The sequence below is a fragment of the Parvibaculum sp. genome (assembly GCF_049651025.1).
Lineage (GTDB): Bacteria > Pseudomonadota > Alphaproteobacteria > Parvibaculales > Parvibaculaceae > Parvibaculum.
The window spans coordinates 16098-39024 of record NZ_JBASBH010000106.1 but is presented as its reverse complement, the minus strand read 5'-3'; the positions used below and the strand labels follow the sequence as shown (position 1 = coordinate 39024).

General features: G+C 62.8%; 23 protein-coding genes. 15 read left to right on the top strand and 8 right to left on the bottom strand.

What is annotated here, in order from left to right; translation table 11 throughout:
• Positions 1–55 precede the first annotated feature (55 nt).
• Genes argH through WA943_RS13910 form a run of 4 tightly spaced genes read left to right on the top strand, consistent with a single transcriptional unit; the run spans position 56 to position 5650 of the window.
• Positions 56–1447, top strand: a complete 1392-nt coding sequence (argH, locus tag WA943_RS13925) for an argininosuccinate lyase (RefSeq protein ID WP_424470490.1) — start codon at positions 56–58, stop codon at positions 1445–1447.
• A 29-nt stretch (positions 1448–1476) separates the two neighbouring features.
• On the top strand, positions 1477–1719 hold the full coding sequence (gene lptM, locus WA943_RS13920; protein ID WP_424470489.1) for an LPS translocon maturation chaperone LptM: 243 nt from the start codon (positions 1477–1479) through the stop codon (positions 1717–1719).
• A gap of 31 nt (positions 1720–1750) precedes the next feature.
• Entirely contained in the window at positions 1751–3037 is a 1287-nt protein-coding gene (gene lysA / locus WA943_RS13915) for a diaminopimelate decarboxylase (RefSeq protein WP_424470488.1), read from the top strand.
• A 51-nt stretch (positions 3038–3088) separates the two neighbouring features.
• Positions 3089–5650 (top strand): TIGR02302 family protein, encoded by a 2562-nt coding sequence (locus WA943_RS13910; RefSeq protein ID WP_424470487.1) that lies wholly within the window; start codon positions 3089–3091, stop codon positions 5648–5650.
• On the opposite strand, the gene WA943_RS13905 is transcribed toward WA943_RS13910, so the two are convergent.
• Genes WA943_RS13905 through WA943_RS13895 form a run of 3 tightly spaced genes read right to left on the bottom strand, consistent with a single transcriptional unit; the run spans position 5651 to position 7532 of the window.
• Complete coding sequence (locus tag WA943_RS13905) at positions 5651–6040, bottom strand: response regulator (protein WP_424470486.1); 390 nt, start codon at positions 6038–6040, stop codon at positions 5651–5653. It lies immediately after the preceding gene.
• A gap of 2 nt (positions 6041–6042) precedes the next feature.
• Positions 6043–6585, bottom strand: coding sequence for a hypoxanthine phosphoribosyltransferase (gene hpt / locus WA943_RS13900; protein WP_424470485.1), 543 nt, complete (start codon positions 6583–6585; stop codon positions 6043–6045).
• Between the two features lie 11 nt (positions 6586–6596).
• Positions 6597–7532 carry an MJ0042-type zinc finger domain-containing protein gene (locus WA943_RS13895; protein WP_424470484.1) on the bottom strand — a complete coding sequence of 312 codons (936 nt, stop codon included), beginning with the start codon at positions 7530–7532 and terminating at the stop codon, positions 6597–6599.
• Between the two features lie 155 nt (positions 7533–7687).
• Here WA943_RS13895 and ftsE point away from each other — a divergent pair, with 155 nt between their 5' ends.
• The 8 genes from ftsE to WA943_RS13855 all read left to right on the top strand — a co-directional run bounded on the left by ftsE (position 7688) and on the right by WA943_RS13855 (position 15409).
• Entirely contained in the window at positions 7688–8347 is a 660-nt protein-coding gene (ftsE, locus tag WA943_RS13890; protein WP_424470483.1) for a cell division ATP-binding protein FtsE, read from the top strand.
• Positions 8340–9299, top strand: coding sequence for a cell division protein FtsX (locus WA943_RS13885; RefSeq protein ID WP_424470482.1), 960 nt, complete (start codon positions 8340–8342; stop codon positions 9297–9299). Before ftsE ends, WA943_RS13885 begins: the two co-directional genes overlap by 8 nt.
• A 127-nt stretch (positions 9300–9426) precedes the next feature.
• Positions 9427–10053, top strand: coding sequence for a YdcF family protein (locus tag WA943_RS13880; protein WP_424470481.1), 627 nt, complete (start codon positions 9427–9429; stop codon positions 10051–10053).
• Between the two features lie 24 nt (positions 10054–10077).
• A complete protein-coding gene (locus tag WA943_RS13875; protein ID WP_424470480.1) occupies positions 10078–10803 on the top strand; it encodes a lysophospholipid acyltransferase family protein in 726 nt (241 codons plus the stop codon).
• A 173-nt stretch (positions 10804–10976) separates the two neighbouring features.
• A complete protein-coding gene (locus WA943_RS13870; protein WP_424470479.1) occupies positions 10977–13307 on the top strand; it encodes an adenosylcobalamin-dependent ribonucleoside-diphosphate reductase in 2331 nt (776 codons plus the stop codon).
• A 7-nt stretch (positions 13308–13314) separates the two neighbouring features.
• Positions 13315–13779, top strand: coding sequence for a CreA family protein (locus WA943_RS13865; protein ID WP_424470478.1), 465 nt, complete (start codon positions 13315–13317; stop codon positions 13777–13779).
• A gap of 8 nt (positions 13780–13787) precedes the next feature.
• Complete coding sequence (locus WA943_RS13860; protein ID WP_424470477.1) at positions 13788–14201, top strand: VOC family protein; 414 nt, start codon at positions 13788–13790, stop codon at positions 14199–14201.
• A gap of 2 nt (positions 14202–14203) precedes the next feature.
• Complete coding sequence (locus WA943_RS13855; RefSeq protein ID WP_424470476.1) at positions 14204–15409, top strand: winged helix-turn-helix domain-containing protein; 1206 nt, start codon at positions 14204–14206, stop codon at positions 15407–15409.
• On the opposite strand, the gene WA943_RS13850 is transcribed toward WA943_RS13855, so the two are convergent.
• On the bottom strand, positions 15351–15899 hold the full coding sequence (locus tag WA943_RS13850; RefSeq protein WP_424470475.1) for a gamma-glutamylcyclotransferase: 549 nt from the start codon (positions 15897–15899) through the stop codon (positions 15351–15353). The genes WA943_RS13855 and WA943_RS13850 overlap by 59 nt on opposite strands.
• 37 nt (positions 15900–15936) lie before the next feature.
• Between WA943_RS13850 and WA943_RS13845 the strand changes: the two genes are divergently transcribed.
• Positions 15937–17073, top strand: a complete 1137-nt coding sequence (locus WA943_RS13845) for a DUF2125 domain-containing protein (protein WP_424470474.1) — start codon at positions 15937–15939, stop codon at positions 17071–17073.
• Here WA943_RS13845 and WA943_RS13840 read toward each other — a convergent pair.
• The 3 genes from WA943_RS13840 to WA943_RS13830 are packed head-to-tail and all read right to left on the bottom strand — an operon-like array spanning position 17067 to position 20013.
• A complete protein-coding gene (locus tag WA943_RS13840) occupies positions 17067–18020 on the bottom strand; it encodes a prephenate/arogenate dehydrogenase family protein (protein ID WP_424470473.1) in 954 nt (317 codons plus the stop codon). The two genes, WA943_RS13845 and WA943_RS13840, sit on opposite strands and share 7 nt — an antisense overlap.
• Complete coding sequence (hisC, locus tag WA943_RS13835) at positions 18017–19120, bottom strand: histidinol-phosphate transaminase (protein WP_424470472.1); 1104 nt, start codon at positions 19118–19120, stop codon at positions 18017–18019. Before hisC ends, WA943_RS13840 begins: the two co-directional genes overlap by 4 nt.
• Complete coding sequence (locus WA943_RS13830; protein WP_424470471.1) at positions 19117–20013, bottom strand: chorismate mutase; 897 nt, start codon at positions 20011–20013, stop codon at positions 19117–19119. Before WA943_RS13830 ends, hisC begins: the two co-directional genes overlap by 4 nt.
• 229 nt (positions 20014–20242) lie before the next feature.
• On the opposite strand from WA943_RS13830, the gene metX reads away from it, so the two are divergent.
• Both metX and metW read left to right on the top strand, forming a co-directional pair.
• Complete coding sequence (metX, locus tag WA943_RS13825; RefSeq protein WP_424470470.1) at positions 20243–21436, top strand: homoserine O-acetyltransferase MetX; 1194 nt, start codon at positions 20243–20245, stop codon at positions 21434–21436.
• Positions 21433–22074, top strand: a complete 642-nt coding sequence (gene metW, locus WA943_RS13820; protein ID WP_424470469.1) for a methionine biosynthesis protein MetW — start codon at positions 21433–21435, stop codon at positions 22072–22074. Before metX ends, metW begins: the two co-directional genes overlap by 4 nt.
• Before the next feature lie 3 nt (positions 22075–22077).
• Here metW and WA943_RS13815 read toward each other — a convergent pair whose 3' ends face one another.
• On the bottom strand, positions 22078–22836 hold the full coding sequence (locus tag WA943_RS13815; RefSeq protein WP_424470468.1) for a class I SAM-dependent methyltransferase: 759 nt from the start codon (positions 22834–22836) through the stop codon (positions 22078–22080).
• Between the last annotated feature and the right edge of the window lie 91 nt (positions 22837–22927).

Genomic DNA, 22927 nt, shown 5'->3' with positions numbered 1-22927 from the left:
AACTGAAACATCGGGTGTCCATGGGGCTCCCAGGGAATGACCCAGAGAACCCTAGATGAGCAATAAAATGTGGGGCGGCCGCTTCGGCGAAGGTCCCGACCGCATTATGGAGGAAATCAACGCCTCCATCGGCTTCGATCAGCGCTTCTTTGCCCAGGACATCCGGGGGTCGAAAGCGCATTGCGCCATGTTGGCCGAAACCGGAATTATCTCAAGAGCGGATGCGGACCAGATTGTCGCGGGTCTCGACGCCGTTCTGGCCGAAATAGAAAGCGGCAAATTCGTCTTCAAGCGCGAGCTTGAAGATATTCACATGAACGTCGAATCGCGCCTCGCCGATCTCATCGGTGCGGCTGCAGGACGCCTGCACACGGCGCGCTCGCGCAACGATCAGGTGGCGCTCGACTTCAAACTCTATATTCGCGACACCATCGACCATCTCGATGAGCAGCTTGCCGCCTTTCAATCGGCGTTGATCGACCGCGCCGAGGAACATGCGGCGACGATCATGCCGGGCTTCACCCATCTCCAGACGGCGCAGCCGGTGACCTTCGGTCATCACTGCCTTGCCTATGTCGAGATGGCGGCCCGCGACCGCAGCCGTTTGCGCGATGCGAGGAAGCGGCTGAACGAAAGCCCGCTCGGTGCGGCAGCACTTGCAGGCACGTCGTTCCCCATCGACCGCGAGCGCACGGCGAAGGAACTGGGCTTCGACCGCCCGACGCGCAATTCGCTCGACAGCGTGTCCGATCGCGACTTCGTGCTCGAAACATTGAGCGCGGCGGCAATCGCCGCGACGCATCTGTCGCGGCTTGCCGAAGAAATCGTGATCTGGTCGACGCCGGGCTTCAATTTCATTCGTCTGCCCGACGGCTACACGACCGGCTCGTCGATCATGCCGCAGAAGCGCAACCCCGACGCCGCCGAACTGGTGCGCGCCAAGACGGGCCGCGTCATCGGCGGCCTCACCACGCTTCTCATCGTGATGAAGGGCCTGCCGCTCGCCTATTCAAAGGACATGCAGGAAGACAAGGAAGCCGCCTTCGACGCGCTCGACGCGCTCTCCCTGTCGCTTGCCGCCATGACCGGAATGGTCGCGACGCTGACGGTGAATGAAACCGCAATGCGCGCCGCCGCCTCGCGCGGCTTTTCGACCGCGACCGATCTTGCCGACTGGCTCGTGAGAAGCCTTGGGCTTCCCTTCCGCCAGGCGCATCATGTGACCGGCGCGCTGGTCGCAAAGGCCGAGAAGAAAGGCGTCGATCTCGACGGCCTGAGCCTTGCCGAAATGCGTGAAGCCGAACCCGGCATCACGGATGAGGTATACTCGGTTCTGGGCGTCGACAATTCGGTTGCAAGCCGCACAAGCTTTGGCGGCACCGCGCCCGACAATGTCCGCGCCGCCGCCGCATGGTGGCGCAAGGAACTGGAACGCAACGCGACTTGAACGCATAAGCTATTGGCAGGAGAGACGGCATGAACAGGCGATTGACGATTGCGGCCACCGCCTTCGCGATTCTTCTTGCCGTCGGCGCCTGCGGCCGAAAAGGCGGGCTCGAACCGCCGCCCAGCGTCAGCCCCGACATGGCCTCGGCAAAAACCGCGCCCCATTGTGCCGAATCCGCGACAGAGCAGCGGCCGATCGATGCCCCCGGCGGGGGCGGAAGCTCCTCTGGCAATCCCAACCGCATGCCCGACATGACTATGCCGCCCTGCTAGCGGCGAGCGCGCACTGAAAGCCGACGGACAAATGAATCATTTTGAATATCGCGACGGCATTCTCCATGCCGAAGATGTCGCGATCACCGATATTGCCGAAAGCATCGGCACCCCCTTTTATTGCTATTCATCGGCAACGCTGAAGCGGCACGCCCGCGTCTTCATGGACGCCTTCAAGGGCCAGCCCGCGCGGCTCTGCTATTCGGTGAAGGCAAACTCGAACCTCGCCGTCGTCGCCACGCTGGCGCGCGAAGGCGCAGGCGCGGACGTCGTGTCGGAAGGCGAATTGCGCCGCGCGCTCGCGGTCGGCATTCCGGCAAGCAAGATCGTCTTTTCCGGCGTCGGCAAGACAGCCGCCGAAATGAGCTTCGCGCTTGAAACCGGCATCGACCAGTTCAACGTCGAATCCGAGCCCGAGCTTGAGCTTCTGTCACAGCTTGCATCCGCGCGCGGCCTCGTTGCGAAAATCGCCATCCGCGTCAATCCCGATGTTGACGCAAAGACCCATGAGAAGATCGCCACCGGCAAGGCCGAAAACAAGTTCGGCATTTCCTGGAAGCGCGCGCCCGCCGTCTATGCCCGCGCGGCGGAACTGCCCGGCATCAATGCCTGCGGCATCGACGTTCATATCGGCAGCCAGCTCACATCGCTTGAGCCTTTCGAGACGGCGTTCCGCCGCGTTGCGGGCATGGTCGAGACCTTGCGCGCGCAGGGCCACAAGATCACCCATATCGATCTCGGCGGCGGCCTCGGCATTCCCTATCGCGGCGATAACGATATTCCTCCGCATCCGGATGAATATGCCGCCATGGTCAAGCGCACCGTCGGTCACCTCGATTGCGAGCTGACCTTCGAGCCGGGCCGCCTCATCGTCGGCAATGCGGGCATTCTCGTCTCGCGCGTCATCTATGAAAAGGAAGGCGACGACCGCAAGTTCCTCATAATCGACGCGGCGATGAACGACCTCATCCGCCCAACGCTTTATGACGCCTACCACGAAATCCGCGCCGTCGTGGAGCCCGCAAGCGCCGAACGCGTGACCTATGATGTCGTCGGCCCGGTCTGCGAAACGGGGGACTTCCTCGCCAAGGGGCGCGACCTGCCGCAGCTCAAGGCGGGCGATCTCGTCGCCATCATGTCGGCGGGCGCCTATGGCGCGGTGCAGGCATCGACCTACAACACGCGCCCTCTGGTGCCCGAGGTTCTCGTCAATGACGGCAAATATGCAGTTATCCGTGCGCGCCCCGATTATGACGAAATCCTGAAGCAGGATAAGATTCCGGCCTGGCTTGAGCCGGAAAAATCATCCTCGCGCTAGCGGCTCCAAAAAGGGCAGGCTCGCGCGAACAAGTTTGAATGGCGCGATAAGTTGAGCGGCTTCGACGATCACGACCCGGACGCAAGCGAGACACGCCCCGAGCACGGGACGCCGCAAAAGCCTGCCCGCCATCTGCCGAAACGAATCGAACGGCGGATCGTCGCCGCCCGCGCCCTGCTCGTCTGGGAAATGCTCTGGCCGGGCCTTTGGCCTGCCGCCGCACTTTCCGGCCTCTTCATCGCCATGGCGCTTTTCGGCGTCTTTGCCGAACTTCCCATGGGCATCCATTGGGCCGTGCTGGCAGGCTTTGCCGTCATACTCGCCCTCGCCCTCTGGCGGGGACTCCGGGGCTTTCGCTGGCCGAGCCGGGACGCCGCCCTCCGCCATCTCGAACGCGCCTCCGGCCTCGTCCATCAGCCGCTGGGCGCTTATGAGGACACGCCCGCCGAAGGCACAGGCGACCGCGCGCTCTGGCTCGCCCATCAACGCTGGGTCAACGAACGCCTGAAAAAATTGAAACTGGGCTTTCCGGCGCCCGGCCTCACCGCGCTCGATCCTTACGGTTTGCGCGCCGTGGTCGTGCTGCTGCTGGTCATCGGCATCGCCGGAACCGGACCCGGCCGCATTTCCCGCATCGCAGGCGCCCTGCTGCCGGGCGTCAGCACCGCCAGAACGGTCGTCATCGAAGCCTGGATCACGCCGCCCTCCTATACCGGCATCGCGCCGATCTATCTCGAGCGCCGCGATCAGCCCGGCGAAGCGGGGCAGGAGAGCAATGCCGTGCTCAAGGTGCCGGTCGGCAGCACATTGTCGCTCCGCGTTCACGGCCTTCGCTCCGCCCCCGCTCTTGAAACAGGCAACGCGGACCGCGGCAGGCCGGAACAGTTGAAGGATCTCGGCGAGAATAATTATTCGCTCGACGCGCCCATCGAGGCATCGGCGGAATTCGTCCTGACGCAGGGCGGGCGGCTGATGCGCGGATGGAAAATTGAAATCATCCCCGACCACGCGCCGCATATCGCCTTTACCAAGCCGTTGCAGCGCACCGCCTCAGGGTCGCTCCGCTTTGCCTACAAGGTCGATGACGACTACGGCGTCACGGCGGCACAAGTCCGCGTCACGCTCGCCGAAGCCCCCGAAGCAAATGCCCCCGCCGCAAAAATACCGACGATGCGGCATGCCCGCGCGACGCCGCGCGTCAGCCCGCCCGTCATAACGCTGCCGCTGCCGACATCGCGGCCCAAAAGCGCCAGTGCCGAAACCTATGTCGATCTGACACCCCATCCCTGGGCCGGCCTTCCGGTAACGATCACGCTGGTTGCAAAGGACGATGCGGGCAATGAGGGGGCAAGCGACCCCATCGACCTCACGCTCCCCGCACGCGAATTCACCAAGCCGCTCGCCGCCGCAACCATCGAGCTGCGCCGCGCCCTTGCCTTCGATCCGACCTCAACGACGAGAGTGGCGCGAATTCTCGACGATCTCACCCTGGACGGTCAGCGCTACATTGAGGACAAGACCGTCTATCTCGCGCTGCGCGCCACATATTGGCGGCTCCTCGTCGCGCGGCGCGACAGCGACCTCACCGGCATTTTCGATCTCATGTGGTCCATCGCGCTGCGCATCGAGGATGGCGATATCTCGCTTGCCGAAAGCGATGTGCGCCGCGCCCGCGACGCGCTGACAGAGGCACTCGCAAAAGGCGCGGGCAATGACGAGATCGCCCGCCTGCTCGAGGAAATGAAACAGGCCTTCAAGCGCTACATGGACGCGCTCGTCGCCAAGAGCGGACAAACGCCCGACAAGAACCTGATGGATAAATTCGCACCGCGCGATGGCCAGACGGTCGACCGCGACCAGCTTGAAAAAATGCTGAGCGCCATCGGCGATCTCGCCCGCGCAGGCGCGCGCGATCAGGCGAAGGCCATGCTCGAACAGTTGCAAGCCATCATGGAAAACATGCAGGTGCCGCAGCAGAACGCGACCATGACGCAGGGCGAGCAGAAGATGGCCGATACCGTCGATCGCATGGGCAAGCTGATCGACAAGGAACGGCAACTGATGGATGAAACCTTCCGCCGCGGCGCGAAGGGCGAAGCAGGCGCCGGGGAACAGGGCGCAGGCGGCAAGCACGGATCGTTGCAGGCCTTGAAGGAAGCCCAGAAAGCCTTGCGCGGCGAGCTGGAAGCGATGATACGCGACCTCGAAAAATCCGACGTCAAGGTGCCCTCCCCGCTCGGCAAGGCGCGCGACCAGATGAAGAATGCCGAAGACCGCCTCGATGCAGGGCGCGCCGACCGCGCAACGACATCGCAAGGCCAGGCGATCGACGGACTACGCGAAGGCGCGCAAGGCCTCGCCGATCAATTGATGCAAAGCATGGCAGGCCGTCAGGGCAAGTCGGGCCGTGGCAATGGCAGCGCCCGCACCGATCCGTTCGGCAGACCGCTCCCCAATTCTGCGCCCGATCTCGGAACCGAAGTGGCCGTGCCCGACAAGATCGACATGCAGCGCGCACGCGCCATCATCGAGGAGTTGCGGCGGCGCGCCAGCGAACTCGGCCGCCCGAAAATCGAACTCGATTATCTCGACAGGCTGCTGGAAAGATTTTAGTCAGCGAAGCGGCGGCGTCTCCGCAAGCACCGCATCGATGCGCTCCACAAGCTCGTTCAGCGTGAAGGGCTTCAGCAGAATATCCTTGATGATCGCATCAAGCCCATGCGCGCGCTCGCGCTGATCGGAATAGCCCGTCATCAACACGACGGGCAGGCCCGGCGCATCGCGCGCCGCCGACAAGGCGAGCGAAATGCCATCCATGACAGGCATCAGAATGTCGGTCAGCAAAAGCTCATGCGGCAGGCCGATCGACCGCGCGCGCGTGAGCGCCGCCAGCGCGTCGCTGCCATCGACCACGGCTTCCACCTCATGGCCGACGCCCTTCAGCGCCCGCGTGATGAAATCGCGAACGCTCGGCTCGTCTTCGGCAATGAGAATGCGCGCCATGCCTAACCTTCCATCACGCCGACGAAAGGCAACTGGCGATAGGCATGCGCCACATCCATGCCATAGCCGATGACAAATTTATCGGGGCACTCGAAGCCGACGAAATCGGGCTCGATATTGACGGCGCGCTTGCCCGGCTTTTCGAGCAACACGCAGATCCTGACGGATTTCGCCCGCCGCGCCGTGATGAGGTCCTTGGCGAAGGCAAGCGTGCGGCCCGATTCCAGAATATCGTCGACGATCAGCACGTCGCGCCCCTCGATCGGTATTTCCGTGTCGCGCACAATCGTCACCTCGCCAAGCGACTGCGTGCCTTTGCCGTAGCTCGACAGGCCGATGAAATCCATATCGGGTTCGCCGCCCGCTTCGTGCAGAGCGCGCAGAAGATCGGCGGCGAATATGAAACTGCTTTTAAGCACCGGAACGACAAGAGGCTCGCGCCCCATATCAGCGACGATCTCATCGGCAAGGGCGCGCACGCGCGAGGCAAGCGTGGCTGCATCGTAGAGAACGGAAATATGCACGCCGGGGGCAAGTGTGCTCATGCTCTCACCTGCTAGTTCTGCGGCGCAGGCGACGCATTGCCTTGCGCGGCTGTGGAAGCTTCCGAATCTTCCCCCTTCACCACAAAACGAACCTCAAGATCGCGCGCCTCGACGGGCGGGCTCGACAGGCGCGTCGTGAAGGAGGCGGACTGCTTTGCCGCAAGCTCCTTCTCAGGCAGCGCAAAGGTCCAGTGATAAAGCTCGCGCTGCTTTGCATCGCGCAAGCCGACGCGAAGACGCGGAAGGGTCTTCACCTCGCCGCTCACATTCACCACGACACCCTTGACGGCGAGAACCGGCAAGCCGTTCTCGGTCTGCCGCTCATAGGAAATATCGCGGAACTCGAGACCGAGCAGATTGATCGGCGCGCCCGCCGCCTCGTAAAGCTTCGCGGTCGACGGCCAGAAGGCGGCAATGTCCTTGCGGAACTGCACGACGCCATAGATGGAACCCGCGACGAACAGCACCAGCACGACCCAGCCGACAATGCCAAGCACGCGGCCACGCCGCATCGATGCGACATCGTTGAGATAGGTGCGAAGCTTGCCGCCGGTCCCGGCTTGCTGCCCCGCCTCTTCGGCGAGGACAGGGTCGGCTTCACCCTCGACGGCGTCCGGCGCCTGCACCGGCTCGAGCGGCTCCCTTGCCGATACGGGCGGCTCGGAGCGGAACAGCGGCTTTTGCGGCGCGACAAATTCGGGCACCGGCTCGGGCATGGCGGCAGCGGAGACGCCCTCGCGCACCTCCTCCTGCGCCACGGCATCGTCACTCGACGCGCGCGGAAGGTCGGTAGGCGGCGCTTGATGCCATGTATGTCCGCATTTGGCGCAACGAACCTTGCGCCCGGCAGGCGCAAAAGACGCTGCATCCACCGGATAGCGCGCAGAACAGGACGGGCAGGTAATGATCATCCGGAACAATGCCGAGGTGAGAGGTGGCGCAGGCAATACCGCTCGCCGAAACAGACTGCGAGAGGCGGTTTCCAAGAGCCTATTGAAACGCGGCCCATGGTTAAAGCCCGGTTAAACAATATGACGCATACAACGCGCCATATATTCCAGACCCCGCCCCCTGATTTGTCTTCCATGATACCTTGCCCTGCATGATTCGTTTCGAGAATGTAGGCATGCGTTACGGGATGGGGCCCGAGGTCCTGCGCGATGTGAGTTTTCACCTCGCGCCGGGCTCGCTCCACTTTTTGACCGGCCCATCCGGCGCGGGCAAGACCTCGCTGCTCAAATTGATGTTCATGGCCTCGCGCCCCTCGCGCGGCCTCATCACCATGTTCGGGCGCGACATCGCAACCCTGAGCCGCGCCGAACTGCCGGACCTGCGCCGCCGCGTCGGCGTCGTCTTCCAGGAATTCCGCCTTCTCGACCATCTGACGACCTATGAGAACGTGGCGCTGCCGCTGAAGATTCAGGGCCGCGCGGAAGCAAGCTATCGTGCCGATGTGAAGGAATTGCTCGACTGGGTGGGCCTTGGCGAGCGCATGCAGGCAAAACCGCCAACGCTTTCAGGCGGCGAGAAGCAGCGCGCGGCCATTGCCCGCGCCGTCGTCGCCCAGCCCGACCTGCTGCTGGCCGACGAACCGACGGGCAATGTCGATCCGGAAATGGGCAAACGGCTCCTGCGCCTTTTCATGGAGCTGAACAGGCTCGGCACCTCGATCCTCATCGCCACGCATGATCACGCGCTGGTCGAGGAAGCGGGCGCGCCGGAACTGGTGCTGAAAAGCGGGAGATTGAGCATCCGTGGCTGATCCCATCGCCCCGCGCGACATGAAAGACGACCCGGCGCCCGAGCGCGCGCCCTTTGGCGCTGCGCTGAAAGCGCTGCTGGTCGAAACACGCAGCGTCATGCCTGCGGCTGGCGCGACGGGCCTCTCGCTCGTCCTCGTCATCGCCGCCATGTGCTTCCTTGCAAGCCTCGCGCTTGGCGCGGCCCTTTCGGTGAGCCGCGCCACGACAGACTGGACGCGCGACCTGTCCGGCGCGCTGACCGTCGAGATCAAGCCATCGCCCCTGATGAAGCCGGAAGATCAGACGCAAGCCGTCCTCGACCTGCTCCATTCAACCAAGGGCATCGTCTCCGCGCGCCTGCTCACCAATGCCGACACGACCGCATTGCTTGAGCCCTGGCTCGGCAAGGGCAATGTGACGGAAGACTTGCCGCTGCCGCGCCTCATCGATGTGCGCATCGATCCGGAAGCGCCGCCCCATTTCGACTCGCTCTCGCAAAACATCGCCGATGGCGTGCCGGGCGCCGAAGTCGATACACATCGCCAGTGGCAGACGGAATTGCTGCATGCCGCCCGCTCTGCCGAATGGCTGGCCTATGCTGTGCTTGCCGTGGTCGCGGCGACCATGATCGCCATCGTCACCTTCGCCACGCGCGCGGGCCTGTCGGCCAATCGCGAAGTCGTCGAGGTTCTGCATCTGACGGGCGCGCGCGACAAATTCATCGCCGCCGAAGTGCAGCGCCACTTTCTGCATCTGGGATTGCGCGGCGGCATCATCGGCCTGTTGTTGTCAGTCGCCACCTTTGTCGCGCTCGGCGCGCAAGGCGGCGCATCGGGCATCTTCATGGTGCCGATTTCCGGGCTGCGGCTCGAATATTATCCGGCCCTTGTCGGCGTGCCGCTTGCCGCCGCGCTTGTTGCGGTCGTCACCGCGCGCGTGACCGTATTGCGGACGCTGCACCGCCTGTTGTGAGGCATCCGCCCGCTGCAACCGACCGCGAATCTGCCCAATTTCCCTCCTATGCCTCACCATGGCACCTTATGTTATGGTCCTCCCCGGTTGGGATACGGCAGCGGTAAAACGTCAAACGCGAGAAGACATGGCGGCTGGAGAAACGGCTCTGGAGAGATTGAGAAAACGGCTCGTCCAGGCGATTGCCTTCACTGCCGGGCTGCTCGTAGCGCTCTACGTGGCAGGCTTCGTGCTGTTTGCAGCCAAGCTCGACAGACATCCGCCCGACGAAGTGCCTGTGGCCGACGCCATTGTCGCCCTGACGGGTGGCGAGGGTCGCATTGCCGAAGCCGTGAAGCTGCTCGATGACGGCAAGGGCGCGCGCCTGCTGATCACCGGCGTCCACCCGGAGGTGAAACTGGGCGCGCTGAAAAAGACCGTGCGCACCGCCTCCCCCAAATTCGACTGCTGCGTCGATCTCGGCCGTCAGGCGGAAGACACGATCGGCAATGCGAGCGAAACGGCCGCCTGGGTGCGTCGGCACAAATACCACTCGATCATCCTCGTGACCTCGACCTATCACATGCCGCGCGCTGCGCTGGAGCTTGGCCGCGCCATGCCCGGCGTCGCCATCACACCCTTCCCCGTCATTCAGGACACGCTTCATCTCGACGGCTGGTGGGATTTTCCCGGCACGACACGGCTTCTGATTTCCGAATACTCAAAATATCTGCTGACGCTCGCCCATGCGCGTCCGTTGCTGATGCGCGCCTGATCGCGAGATTGAAGGAAAATGGATTTGCTCTGGTTCCGATCGATCGCCTTCAATCTCGCCTTCTATGCGATGTCCGCTGTCGTCAATCTGGCTGCGACGCCCATGTTTTTTCTGCCCCGACGCGGCACCGTCTGGGCGATGCGCTGCTGGTCGCGCCTGACCATATGGCTGCTCGGTGCGATTGCCGGAACGCGTTATGAAATCCGCGGCACGATCCCCAAGGGTCCGTTTCTCGTCGCCTCGAAACACCAATCGATGTGGGACACGATCATCTTCACCGACATTCTCGACGACCCGGCCATGGTGCTGAAGCGCGAGCTGCTCTGGATTCCCTATTACGGCTGGTTCTCGAAAAAGGCGAAGATGATCGCGGTGGACCGCAGCGCGGGCGCCTCCGCCATTCGCCGCCTGATCGCGCAGGGCAAGGCCGCCATCGCGGCCAGGCGCCCCATCGTCATCTTCCCCGAAGGCACGCGCGCCGCGCCCGGCACGAAGCTCGACTACAAGCCGGGCGTCGCCGCTCTCTATCGTCAGCTCGGCGTGCCTTGCGTGCCGGTCGCGGTGAATTCCGGCCTCTACTGGCCGCGCCGCAAGATGCTGCGTCACCCCGGAACCATCGTACTCGAATTCCTGGAGCCGATCCCGGCGGGCCTCGACCGCCAGAGCTTCATGGCCGAGCTCGAGACCCGCATCGAGACCGCAACGGCAAAGCTGCTGGCGGAAGGTGGAATGAGGATTTCCGCCCCCTGATCTGTGGATAAATTCGCAGGCACCCCCTGTGGATAAAGGGGATAAGAGGAATTACATCGTAGACTCAGTCGATTGGCGGCCTGCTTCCCCCTGCTCTCTTTGTGGACAAAAAGAGAACGCATTTGTGCTAAGCTTCAGACTTCGCAATTCCGACCGTCTTTTTGAGTAACGCCATGCATCCGATCGCCGAACAAATCTGGGACATGAAATATCGTCTTCACGGTGAGGACGGCACGCCGCTGGATAAAACGGTGGAAGACACTTTCGCGCGTGTGGCCACAGCCCTTGCCCAAGCAGAAGCCCCAGAAGTTCGCGCCGAATGGACGACGCGCTTTGAGCGCGCCATGAGCGGTCATCGCTTCCTGCCCGCCGGCCGTATCCTCGCAGGCGCTGGCACGGGCCGCGACGTGACCCTTTTCAACTGCTTCGTCATGGGCACGATCCCCGACACCATGGCGGGCATCTTCGAGAACCTGAAGGAAGCCGCACTGACCATGCAGCAAGGCGGCGGCATCGGTTACGACTTCTCGACGCTGCGCCCCAAAGGCGCGCCGGTGAAGGGCGTCGGCGCGGACGCATCCGGCCCGCTCTCCTTCATGGATGTCTGGGACGCCATGTGCCGCACCATCATGTCGGCAGGCTCGCGCCGCGGCGCGATGATGGCCGTGATGCGCTGCGACCATCCCGACATTGAAGCCTTCATCGATGCCAAGCGCGAGCCGGGCAAGCTCACCATGTTCAACCTCTCGGTGCTGGCGACCGACGCCTTCATGGACGCCGTGAAGCACGACGCCGACTGGAAGCTCGTCTTCGGCGGCGAGACGTTCAGAACGGTGAAGGCCCGCGCGCTCTGGGACAAGATCATCGCCGCGACCTATGCCTATGCCGAACCCGGCGTGATCTTCATCGACCGCATCAATGCGCGGAACAATCTCTATTACTGCGAGACGATCCAGGCGACGAACCCCTGCGGCGAGCAACCCCTGCCGCCCTATGGCGCATGCCTTCTCGGCTCGATCAATCTCGCCGCGCTGGTGAAGGAGCCCTTCACCGACAAGGCGCATATCGACGAGGCGGAACTTGACGACCTCGTGCGCGTCGCCGTGCGCGCGATGGACAATGTGGTCGATGTCTCGCGATTCCCGCTGCCCGAACAGGAGCGGGAAGCAAAAGCCAAGCGCCGCATCGGCCTTGGCGTGACGGGTCTCGCCGATGCGCTCATCATGTGTCGCACACGTTACGGCTCCGACGCCTCGATCGCGCTGATCCGCAAATGGATGCACGCCCTGTCGCGCACCGCCTATCTCGCATCGGTGGACATCGCCAGGGAGAAGGGTCCGTTTCCGCTTTACGATCAGGACGCCTATTTGTCCGGCGCGACGATTGCCGCGCTTGATGAAGATGTGCGCGAGGCGATTGCCAGACACGGCATCCGCAATGCGCTGCTGACCTCCATCGCGCCGACCGGCACCATCTCGCTTTTCGCGGGCAACGTCTCATCCGGCATCGAGCCTGTTTTCGCCTATGGCTATACGCGCAAGGTGCTGATGCCCGACGGCACGCGCCGCGAAGAACGCGTGACCGATTATGCGGTAGCGAAGTTCTACAAGATGTTCGGCGAGACTGCGGCCCTGCCGGACTATTTCGTCAATGCGCAGGAGCTTGCTCCCGCCGAGCACATCGCCGTGCAGGCGGCCTGTCAGGATTTCATCGACAGCTCGATTTCGAAAACCATCAACGTGCCGGAGGATATTTCCTTCGAGGCGTTCAAGAACGTCTATGCGCAAGCCTTCGAACAGGGCCTCAAGGGCTGCACGACCTATCGCCCGAGCGATGTGCGCGGCTCCGTTCTCTCTATTGACGCCGCGCCGCAAACAGAAGCCGAAACCCAGCCCGCGCTCGCCCTCAATGCGCCGCACAAGGCGGCCCCTTACGAGAAGGACGGCGTCGTCTATATGTCGAAGCCGCTGGAGCGCGAAACCGTGCTGCCCGGCTTCACCTACAAGCTGCAATGGCCTGAAAGCGACCACGCGATCTACATCACCATCAACGACATCCTGCAGGCCGAGGGACAGGGCAATCGCCGTCGCCCCTTCGAGATCTTCATCAACTCCAAGAATATGGAGCACTACGCCTGGACCGTGGCGCTGACGCGCATGATCTCCGCCGTCTTCCGCCGCGGCGGCGACGTCACCTTCGTCGTCGAGGAACTGAAAGCAGTCTTCGATCCGCGCGGCGGCTCATGGATGAAGGGCCGCTACGTGCCGAGCCTGCTTGCCGCCATCGGCGAAGTGATCGAGCAGCACATGATCGACACGGGCTTCATCGCGCATGAAGACGGCAAGCCGTTGACTGAAGCCGTTCGCGCCATTGTCGGCGAACCGGTGCAACCGCCGCTCGGCGCCGTCAAGCTGAAGGGCTGCGACCGCTGCGGCGAGCGCGCCATGATCCGTCAGGAAGGCTGCGAAACCTGCACCTCCTGCGGCTTCTCGAAATGCAGTTGAGGACACCGTGAAGAAACTCGCCATCGCCGCAGCACTCTTCGTTCTCTTCTCTGTGCCCGCCCTTGCCGATGAACTTTATTGCGCGAGTACAACCTTCCGCATCATGGGCGCAAACGACAAGGTCTGCGTCTCCGGCTTCGACGATGAAAAAGTCGGCGGCGTTACCTGCTACATCAGTCAGGCTCGCACTGGCGGCATGAAGGGAATGGTTGGCGTTGCTGAAGACCCCTCGCGCTTCTCGCTCTCCTGCAATCAGACAGGCCCGATCACGACGGACCTGACAAAGCTGAAGACGCGCGAAGAAGTCTATTCCGAGCGGACATCGCTTTTCTTCAAAAGCACGCATGTCTATCGCATCGTCGATCCGGCACGCAAAACGCTGGTCTATCTGGCGATCAGCGACAAGATCGTTGAAGGCTCGCCCTACAACGCCGTGTCGAGCGTGCCTGTCATGCCCTGGAGCGGACGCTAGACAACGCCATGCGCGGCTTCATCCATCATCTCGATCTGACGGTGAAAGACCCGAAAGCCTCCGCGCCATTTTACGACGCGGTGCTGGGCCATATGGGCTATCGCCGCTGGTCGGAAGACGAAAACGGCATCGACTGGGAACACGCAACCTCGCGCGACCGTCTGCCGACCATCGGCATCTTCAAGGCGAAAGGCGACGGCGCATCGCGCCACCATGACCGCTATTCGCCGGGCCTCCACCATGTCGCCTGGCAGGCCGACAGCAGCGAGGATGTGGACGCGCTTTACGCTCTACTCATCAGCATCAAGGCAACCGTTCTCGATCCGCCCGCCGACTATCCCCAATATGGCAAGGGCTACTATGCCGTCATGTTCGCCGATCCCGACGGGCTGAAATTTGAATATGTTTTCGAGCCGCGCTGACCATGACCGGCTTGCAGATTTCCAACGCCGATGCGCGGCGGCTTTTCCTCGACCGCCACGCGCTTTCCGCACGGCCCGATCACGCGTTTGATGAAAGCGACGTGCTGGCGCTTGTTCGCAAGCTCGGCTTTGTGCAGCTCGATTCCGTGAACGCGGTCGAGCGCGCGCATCACATGATCCTTTTCTCGCGCGGGTCCGGCTATAACCGCGAACTGCTTCATGCGCTCCACCACAATCACGCCGCGCTTTTCGAGCACTGGACGCATGACGCCTCGCTGGTGCCAATGGAGTTTTATCCACACTGGCACCATCGTTTCCGCGCCGCCAAAGCCCGCCTGCAACATCCGCGCTGGCAGGAACGCATCGGGCCCGATGGCGACAAGGTGATCCGCCGCGTGCGCGCCCATATCCGCAAGCACGGCGCATCCATGGCGCGCGACTTCGAAGACAAGGGCGGCGGCGGATGGTGGGGCTGGGGCCCGTCGAAAACTGCGCTCGAATTTCTCTGGCGCACGGGCGAGCTTGCCATCGCGCGCCGCGACGGCTTTGAAAAAGTCTATGACATCGCCGAACGCGTCATCCCGGCGGGGCAACGCGAGCTTCGCCCGACGCGCAAGCAGACCGTGGACTGGGCCTGCCGCGCGGCGCTCGAACGGCTCGGCCTTGCAACGCCGCAAGAGCTTGCCGCCTTCTTCGACTTGATCGAAATTGCCGAGGCAAAAGACTGGGCAAAATCCGCGCTGAAGCGAAAGGAGATCATCGAGGTCGCACTCGCCTGCGCCGATGGCAGCCAGCGTCCCGCGCTGGCGCTGCCCGACATCGAAGCGCAGATCGCAACGCTCGGCGAGCCGCATGGCCCCGCGCGTTTCCTCTCGCCCTTCGACCCGGCAATCCGCGACCGAAAGCGCACCATGCGTCTTTTCGGTTTCGACTACACGATCGAGATTTTCGTGCCGGAAAAGAAACGCCGCTATGGCTACTACGTGCTGCCGATCCTCGAAGGCGACCGCTTCATCGGCCGCGCTGATCTGAAAGCGCATCGCGCCGATGACCGCCTGGAGGTGAAAGGTCTCTGGACGGAATCCGGCATCAAGCTCGACAAGACGCGCAAGGCCGCAATCGAGGATGCGCTGAACGAACTCGGCCGCTTTACCGGGACGACGCGGATTGACGCAGGCGCTCCTCTACGGCGCACCAAAGCCGATTGAGTTCGGCATCCGCAATGCCCGCCCCTTCAAGATGCCGCACCGTGCTTTCGAGATATTCGGGATTCTTGCCCGACTGTCCTTCACCCGCGGCGATCATTTCCACCTGCCGCTCAAAGGCAAGCGCACCGGCATATTGGGGATGCTTGCGGTCGACGACGAAGCAAAGCGCCTCGATGCGCTGCTTGCTGTCCACAAGCTCGACCGCCTTCGTCGTCTCGACATAAACCGATGTCACCTGCTCACGCTCCTGCAGATAACGCCGTGTCGCTTCGGCTCGCGCCGCCTCGACCCGAAACGCAACGCCACGGCAGGCGCCGCCCGAATCCAGCCCGAAAACAAGGCCGGGACGCTCTGGCGTTCCCCGGTGAACATGACTGAAAACGCAAAACCCGCGATGATATCCGCGCAACAAGGCGGGGCGGCGCTCTTCAAACTCGAAGCCCGGACGCCACATCAGCGAGCCGTATCCAAAAACCCATAAATCCTGCATCTTATGCCCCGATGAACAAGGCCACTCTAGCGAGACCATGACCGACACACCACCATCTGCGCTGGCGGCAAAGCCCCGCACACCCTGGCGAATTTTCCTGCCGGCGATCGCCATTGGCATCACCTTCGGCATCTATTCGACCTATTGGTATGTGGTCACGGAAAAGCTGCGCGGCTCGATCGAGGCTTTTGCCGAGAAAGCCCATCCCGGCGACATTGCCGTCGGCTGGAACGAGCTTTCAATGTCCGGCTTTCCCTATCGCATCGCCGCGAGTTTCGTTGCCCCTGTCGCCACCGCGCCGCAAGCGCCCGAAGACTGGTCCTGGCAGGCCGAAAGTCTGGAGGCCGATTTCCTCCCCTACAATCTGCGCCATGTCGTCCTGAAGATCGGCGGCGAGCAGGTGCTGCAATATCGCGATGTGAGCGGACCAAAGCCGCGTCGCCACACGATACGGGCGAACGCCGAGGGCACATGGGCAAGCTATGTCGATGTCAAAAACGCGCCCTTCGGACGGCTGGCCATCGACATCGACAATCTTGTCGCCCTGCGCGACGAAGACGGCGCGGCGCGCGGGCGCCAATCCGGCGAACGCCTCGCCGCCAAGCGGCTACAGCTTCACATACGCCCCTCCGAAGACACGGCTCCTGACGGAAAGGCCGCGGTCCTCGCGACCGATGCCGGCAGCTACGATTTCGCCCTGCAGGGCGATGACATGGAAATCGAGCAAGCGGCGGCGATGCCGGTACTCGGCTCGCAGATCAGCCTCTTCGCCGTTCAGGCGCGCCTGCGCAATGTGCCTGCAAACAGGCGCGCAAGCCTTGTCGAACTGTCGCGCGACTGGCTGCAGCAAGGCGGCACGCTTGCCGTGTCCGATCTCAGGATCAAATGGGGTCCGCTCGATCTGTGGGCGCAAGGCGAGCTGACGCTGGACGATCAGGCGCGGCCCAAGGGCAACTTCGATGCCGAGTTTGTGGATTATGCGGGCCTGCTCGCGGCGCTCGTCAAGGCGAAGGTCGTCAGCGAACGCGACGCGAAACTCGCTCTTGTCGGCCTCGGCCTCGTCGCACAGCTTCAGGGTAATGGCGAAGGGCGCCTGCGCGTGCCCGTCATCATGAACGAGGGCAAGCTCTATCTCGGGCCGCTCGTCGTCGCGAAACTCGATCCGGTTTACTGATCTTTCTTGTCGTCCGCCGCATGGGTCGGATTGCGACCGAAGTTCGGTGCCGGATTTTCCTGACCTGCATCGATGATGGAGCGGCGGATCGCGCGTGTGCGCGTGAACAGCTCAAACAGCCCGTCGCCATCGCCCCAGCGGATCAGACGCTGAAGCGCGGCAAGGTCTTCCGAAAAGCGACCGAGCATTTCCAGAATGGCGTCCTTGTTGCTCAGACAGACGTCGCGCCACATTGTCGGATCGGATGCCGCAAGACGCGTGAAGTCGCGAAAGCCACCGGCTGAATATTTGATGACTTCAGACCGCGTCACCGTTTCCATGTCATCCGCCGTGCCGACGATGTTATAGGCGATGAGATGCGGCAGATGACTGGTGATCGCCAGCACAAGATCGTGATGCTTGGGCTCCATGAAATCGACCCTGGAGCCGCACGCTTCCCAGAAGGCGGTGAGCCTGGCGACGGCATCGCGATCGACGCCGGGCAATGGCGTCAGGATGCACCAGCGGTCGTCAAACAGTTCGGCAAACCCCGCATCGGGGCCGGACTCCTCGGTGCCCGCGATGGGATGGCCCGGAATGAAGTGAACGCCATCTGGAACATGCGGCCCGACATCGCGAAAGATCGCGACCTTGACCGAGCCCACATCGGTGAGGATGGCGCCCTTCTTCAGCACCGGTTCGATCTCTGCGGCAACCTCGCCGACGGAACCGACCGGCGTGCAGAGAATGACGAGATCGGCGTCTTTCACCGCGTCTGCAGCGCTCGAATGCACGGAATCGACAAAGCCGATTTCCATCGCTCGTTTGCGCGTGGCGTCGGAGCGCGCGTAGCCCGCAATGTGACCGGCAAGCTTGCCGCGCCGCATCGCATGGCCGAGCGATCCGCCGATCAGCCCAAGGCCGATCAGCGCGACGCGCTTGAAATGTGGGTCGGCTGCATCGGTCATTTCTTTGCGCCCATGAACTCGCGCAGCGCGTCGACAACGAGACGGTTTGCTTCTTCCGTGCCGACGGTCAGGCGCAAATAGGCAGGCAGGCCATATGACGCGACCTGACGCAGAATAAGACCGCGCTCCACCAGGAACTGATCGGCGTCCCTGGCCGTGCGACCCGCTTCATCGGGAAAGCGGATGAGCAGGAAATTCGCAACGCTCGGTGCAACGTCAAGGCCGAGCTTCGCGATCTCCGCGGTGAGCCATTCCAGCCACTTGTCGTTATGTGCGCGCGCCTTGTCGAAATGCTCGACATCGCGGATCGACGCGACGCCCGCTTCCATGGCGGCGACCGACACGTTGAACGGCCCGCGAATGCGATTGATGACGTCGATCACATGGGCAGGCGCATACATCCAGCCGAGACGCAGCGCCGCCAGCCCGTAAATCTTCGAGAAGGTCCGCGTCATCACGACATTGTCGGAGGTTGCGACAAGCTCGATGCCGCTCTCATAATCGTTGCGCGTCACATATTCCGAATAGGCGGCATCGATCACGAAGAGAATGTCGGGACGCAGGCCCGCATGCAGACGCTTCACTTCGTCGAGCGGCAGATAGCTGCCCGTCGGATTGTTCGGATTGGCGAGGAAAACCACTTTCGTCTTTGGCGTGACGGCCGCGAGGATCGCGTCGACATCGGCCCTGAGGTTCTTTTCCTTCACCGCGACAAGCGTGGCGCCAGCCGCCCTCGTCACCACCGGATAGATGAGAAAGCCGTGCTCGGTCGCAATCGCTTCGTCGCCGTCGCCGAGATAGGCCTGCGCCAGCAAATGCAGAAGCTCGTCGGAACCCGATCCGCAAACGATGCGCTCGGCGCTCAGGCCATAGCGCTCGCCAATAGCCGAACGCAATGCCGACGACGACCCTTCAGGATAACGCTCAAGCTCGGCGGCGGCTGCGAGATAGGCTTCCTTCGCACGCGGCGACGGCCCGAGCGGCGTCTCGTTAGACGACAGCTTGAACACGCGTATGCCGCTATCCGCGCCGCTGCGTCCGGGAACATAAGGCTCGATTGCGAGAATGCCCGGCTGCGGTATGGGACGTGTCTTGCTCATTCGCCGTCTCTCGCTCGCTTGATGGGATTGGCGTAGCCGCCGATGATCGCCGCATTTTCCGCCGGACCTTCAGCGGTCAGCGCCGCGATGCGCGCGTCGTCAGGCTGGACATATCCCTTGATCGCAAAAAGATTGTGCCGCGACGCGCCGCCATCCTTCGTCAGCGCCACGCTGATGCGCTCGGCATCGAAGCCGACGGCCTTGACGCGCGCGGCAAGCGCGGCGTCGCTCACCTTGTCGGCGGCGGAGACAACCAGAAGGCTCGTATCGTCATCCGTGGGCTCGAAAGGCGCCTGCGTGACGACCAGCGCAACCGGCGCATCGTTCTCGCTCGCAATATCGAGGAACGGCAGACGCGCAACCACGCGAGGCCCGTCCTTGCCGGAAATCGCCAGAGACGGCCACCAGTCGCCGCCTGCGTAATTGCCGGGCTCGGGCAAGATGCCGACGACGGAGCGGTCATGGCCAAGGCGGCGCAGCACTTCGCGCGCATTGTCGTGCAGTTCCATCTCGGTCGAGGAGCCGTAATAGCTCCGGGCGAGATCCCAGTAAGCGAGCTTCTTTTCCGCCCCGAAAACATCGACGCGGAACGGCCCCTGAATGCGGGTCATGGTCGAAATAATTTCGCGGAACAGGCGGAACACGACCTTGAGCGGAAAAGGCCCCTTCTGGCGACCGGCAAGACGGCGCAGCACGTTCGCCTCGCGACCCGGTCGGAAGGCGATGAAACTTCCCTGGCCTGCCGCGCTCGCGGTGCGCGCCTTGGCTTCCGCAACCTCGACGACAAGCTCCGTCCGCTTCATCAGGAGGTCCTGAATCGCGTCGTCTATCGTATCGATCTCGCGCCGGACATCCTGAAGATCCCGGGCGGGGGCTTGGCTCTTGGTCGACATGCGCAAATCTCGTCGCCGGACGGGGGAACGAACGTTCCGAATGCTGGACAGGACAAGGGGCCGAACGCTCCCGGAGCCCGGCCCGCAAGAGCGGTATTCATAAGGGTCTACCCCGCTAAAATCAAAGAAAACATTGACATTTAACAGGGTGCATCCCTAGCTAGGCACGAGCTGCGAGGGGGGCTATCCGGGCCTCGTCAAGGCGCGACCACCCCTCCGAGTGAACTGAATGATGAGCGAAAAGCGAGAGCTCAAGGCTGGACTGGATGCCGATTCTGACGTCTTGCGCGTCAATGCGGTCAGCGCCGTTGCGACCTTTGGCCCCGAGGCGCCGCTGGCGCTCGACAGCGGGGTCAGCCTTTCGCCCTTCAATATTGCCTATCAGACCTATGGCCGGCTCAATGCCGACAAATCCAACGCCATTCTCGTCTGTCATGCCCTGACGGGCGACCAGCATGTCGCAAGCCGCCACCCGATCACGGGCAAGGCGGGCGGATGGTGGCCGCTGATGGTCGGGCCGGGCCTGCCGATCGATACCGACCGCTTCTTCGTCATCTGCCAGAACGTGATCGGCGGCTGCATGGGAACGACGGGCCCCAAGGACATCGACCCGAAAACCGGCAAGCCTTACGGCCTGTCCTTTCCGGTCATCACCATCGGCGACATGGTGCGCGCCCAGGCCATGCTGCTTGACCGTCTCGGCATCAAGGACCTGTTCTGCGTCATCGGCGGATCGATGGGCGGCATGCAGGTGTTGCAATGGGCAGCCGCTTACCCCGAGCGCGTCTTCTGCGCGATCCCGCTTGCGACCGCCGCGCGTCACTCTGCTCAGAACATCGCCTTTCACGAGGTAGGCCGTCAGGCCATCATGGCCGACCCCGACTGGCAGGGCGGCGACTATCTGGGCGAGGACAAGAACCCCTCAAAGGGCCTTGCCGTCGCGCGCATGGCCGCGCACATCACCTATCTCTCGGAAGCGGCGCTGCATCGCAAATTCGGTCGCAACCTTCAGAACCGCGAGAAGGTGACCTATGGCTTCGACGCCGACTTCCAGATCGAAAGCTATCTCCGCCATCAGGGCATGACCTTCGTCGACCGCTTCGACGCCAATTCCTATCTCTACATCACCCGCGCGATGGATTATTTCGATCTCGCGGCAGAGCATGGCGGCGTGCTGGCCAAGGCTTTCAAGAATACGAAGACGCGCTTCTGCGTCGTCTCCTTCACCAGCGACTGGCTTTTCCCCACATCGGACAATCGACAGATCGTCCATGCGCTGAATGCCGCCGCCGCCAATGTGAGCTTTGTCGAAATCGACACCGACAAGGGACACGATGCCTTCCTGCTCGATGAACCGGAAATGTTCGCGACGCTGACCGGCTTCATCGCATCGGCCGCCGAACGACGGGGACTTGGCCGATGACGTCACATGACGGCGTGGCGAATTTCGGCTACGTGCAAAACCGTGTCGACCTCGCCCTCATTGCCGAGATGATTGCGCCCGGCAGCCGTGTGCTCGATGTCGGCTGCGGCGACGGGCAATTGCTGGCGCTGCTGGCGCGGACGAAAAACGTGGACGGACGCGGCGTCGAACTTTCGCAGGAGGGCGTGAATGCCTGCGTGACGCGCGGCCTCTCCGTCATTCAGGGCGACGCCGATGCAGACCTGCACGACTATCCCAAAGATGCCTTCGACTATGTGATCCTGAGCCAGACGATACAAGCGACGCGCAATCCGCGCGAAGTGCTGAGCCAGATGAAACGCATCGGCCGCCGCGCCATCGTCTCGATCCCGAATTTCGGCAATTGGCGCGTGCGCCTTCAGCTTCTCCTGTCAGGCCGCATGCCGGTGACGCGCTCGCTCGACTATGAGTGGTACGACACGCCCAATATCCACCTTTGCACCATTCGCGATTTCGTCGAGCTCTGCGAAACGCTCGGCTTCCAGATCGACGACGCGGTCAGCGTCATCGGCAATCGGGCAAGGCGCGTCGGCAGGCCGGGGCTCTGGGACAATCTGACGGCGGAAACCGCTGTCCTGCTGCTCTCGCGCAAAGACTGAGTTTCAATCCGCCTCGCGGGGACTCTCGCTGTTCGTCAGCCCACGCCGCATCGGCGCAATGACGCGCACGCGCCGCACCGCGCCCACGCGCCGCGCCTCGGGAATGGGCGTCGCGGCATAAATCTGCTTTGTCGCCTCGACCAGAATGACGCCGGAAAAACGCGGCCACAAAAATCCGCCGACACGCTCCCACGCATTGGCCGAGCGCATGAGTGGCCGCAGATCGAAAGGCGGCACGAAGAGCGCCATTTCCCAACCCGCCGGACTGAACATGGATTCGCGCAGCGCCTGCGTGATCTGCGCGCGCGAGAATGGCTGCCCCTGACCGAAAGGCGTCGCCTCACGCCGCGCCCATAGTCCGCGCCGGTTCGGCACGACGATGATGACCTTGCCGCCCGGCGCAAGAACGCGCCAGATCTGCCGCAAATGCGCACGCAAGCTCTCGCTCGCCTCGACGCCATGAATGACGAGAACGCGATCTATGCATTCGTCATCCAGCGGAAGTTCCTTTTCATCGGCAAGACCCGTGAGACAGCGGCCTTCCGCGGGCCAGCGCAACACGCCCTGCTGCGCGGGCATGAGCCCGAGCACGCGCTCCGCCTCGCCGAGAAACTGGCCGAGATAAGGCGTCGCAAAGCCGAGGCCGAGAACGGAAAGCCCTTTCACATCAGGCCACAAGACACGAATGTGACGGCCGATCAGCGCGCGCGCCACGCGCCCCATGGGCCTTCCGTAAAAATCTCTGAGATCGATCACGTCCATAATCAAAGCCTAGCAGATTTTTCTTAATCGATTCTCGGGGTTCAAACCTGAAGACACAGGCATTAGGTTGTTGTCACACCAGAAAAGGCGG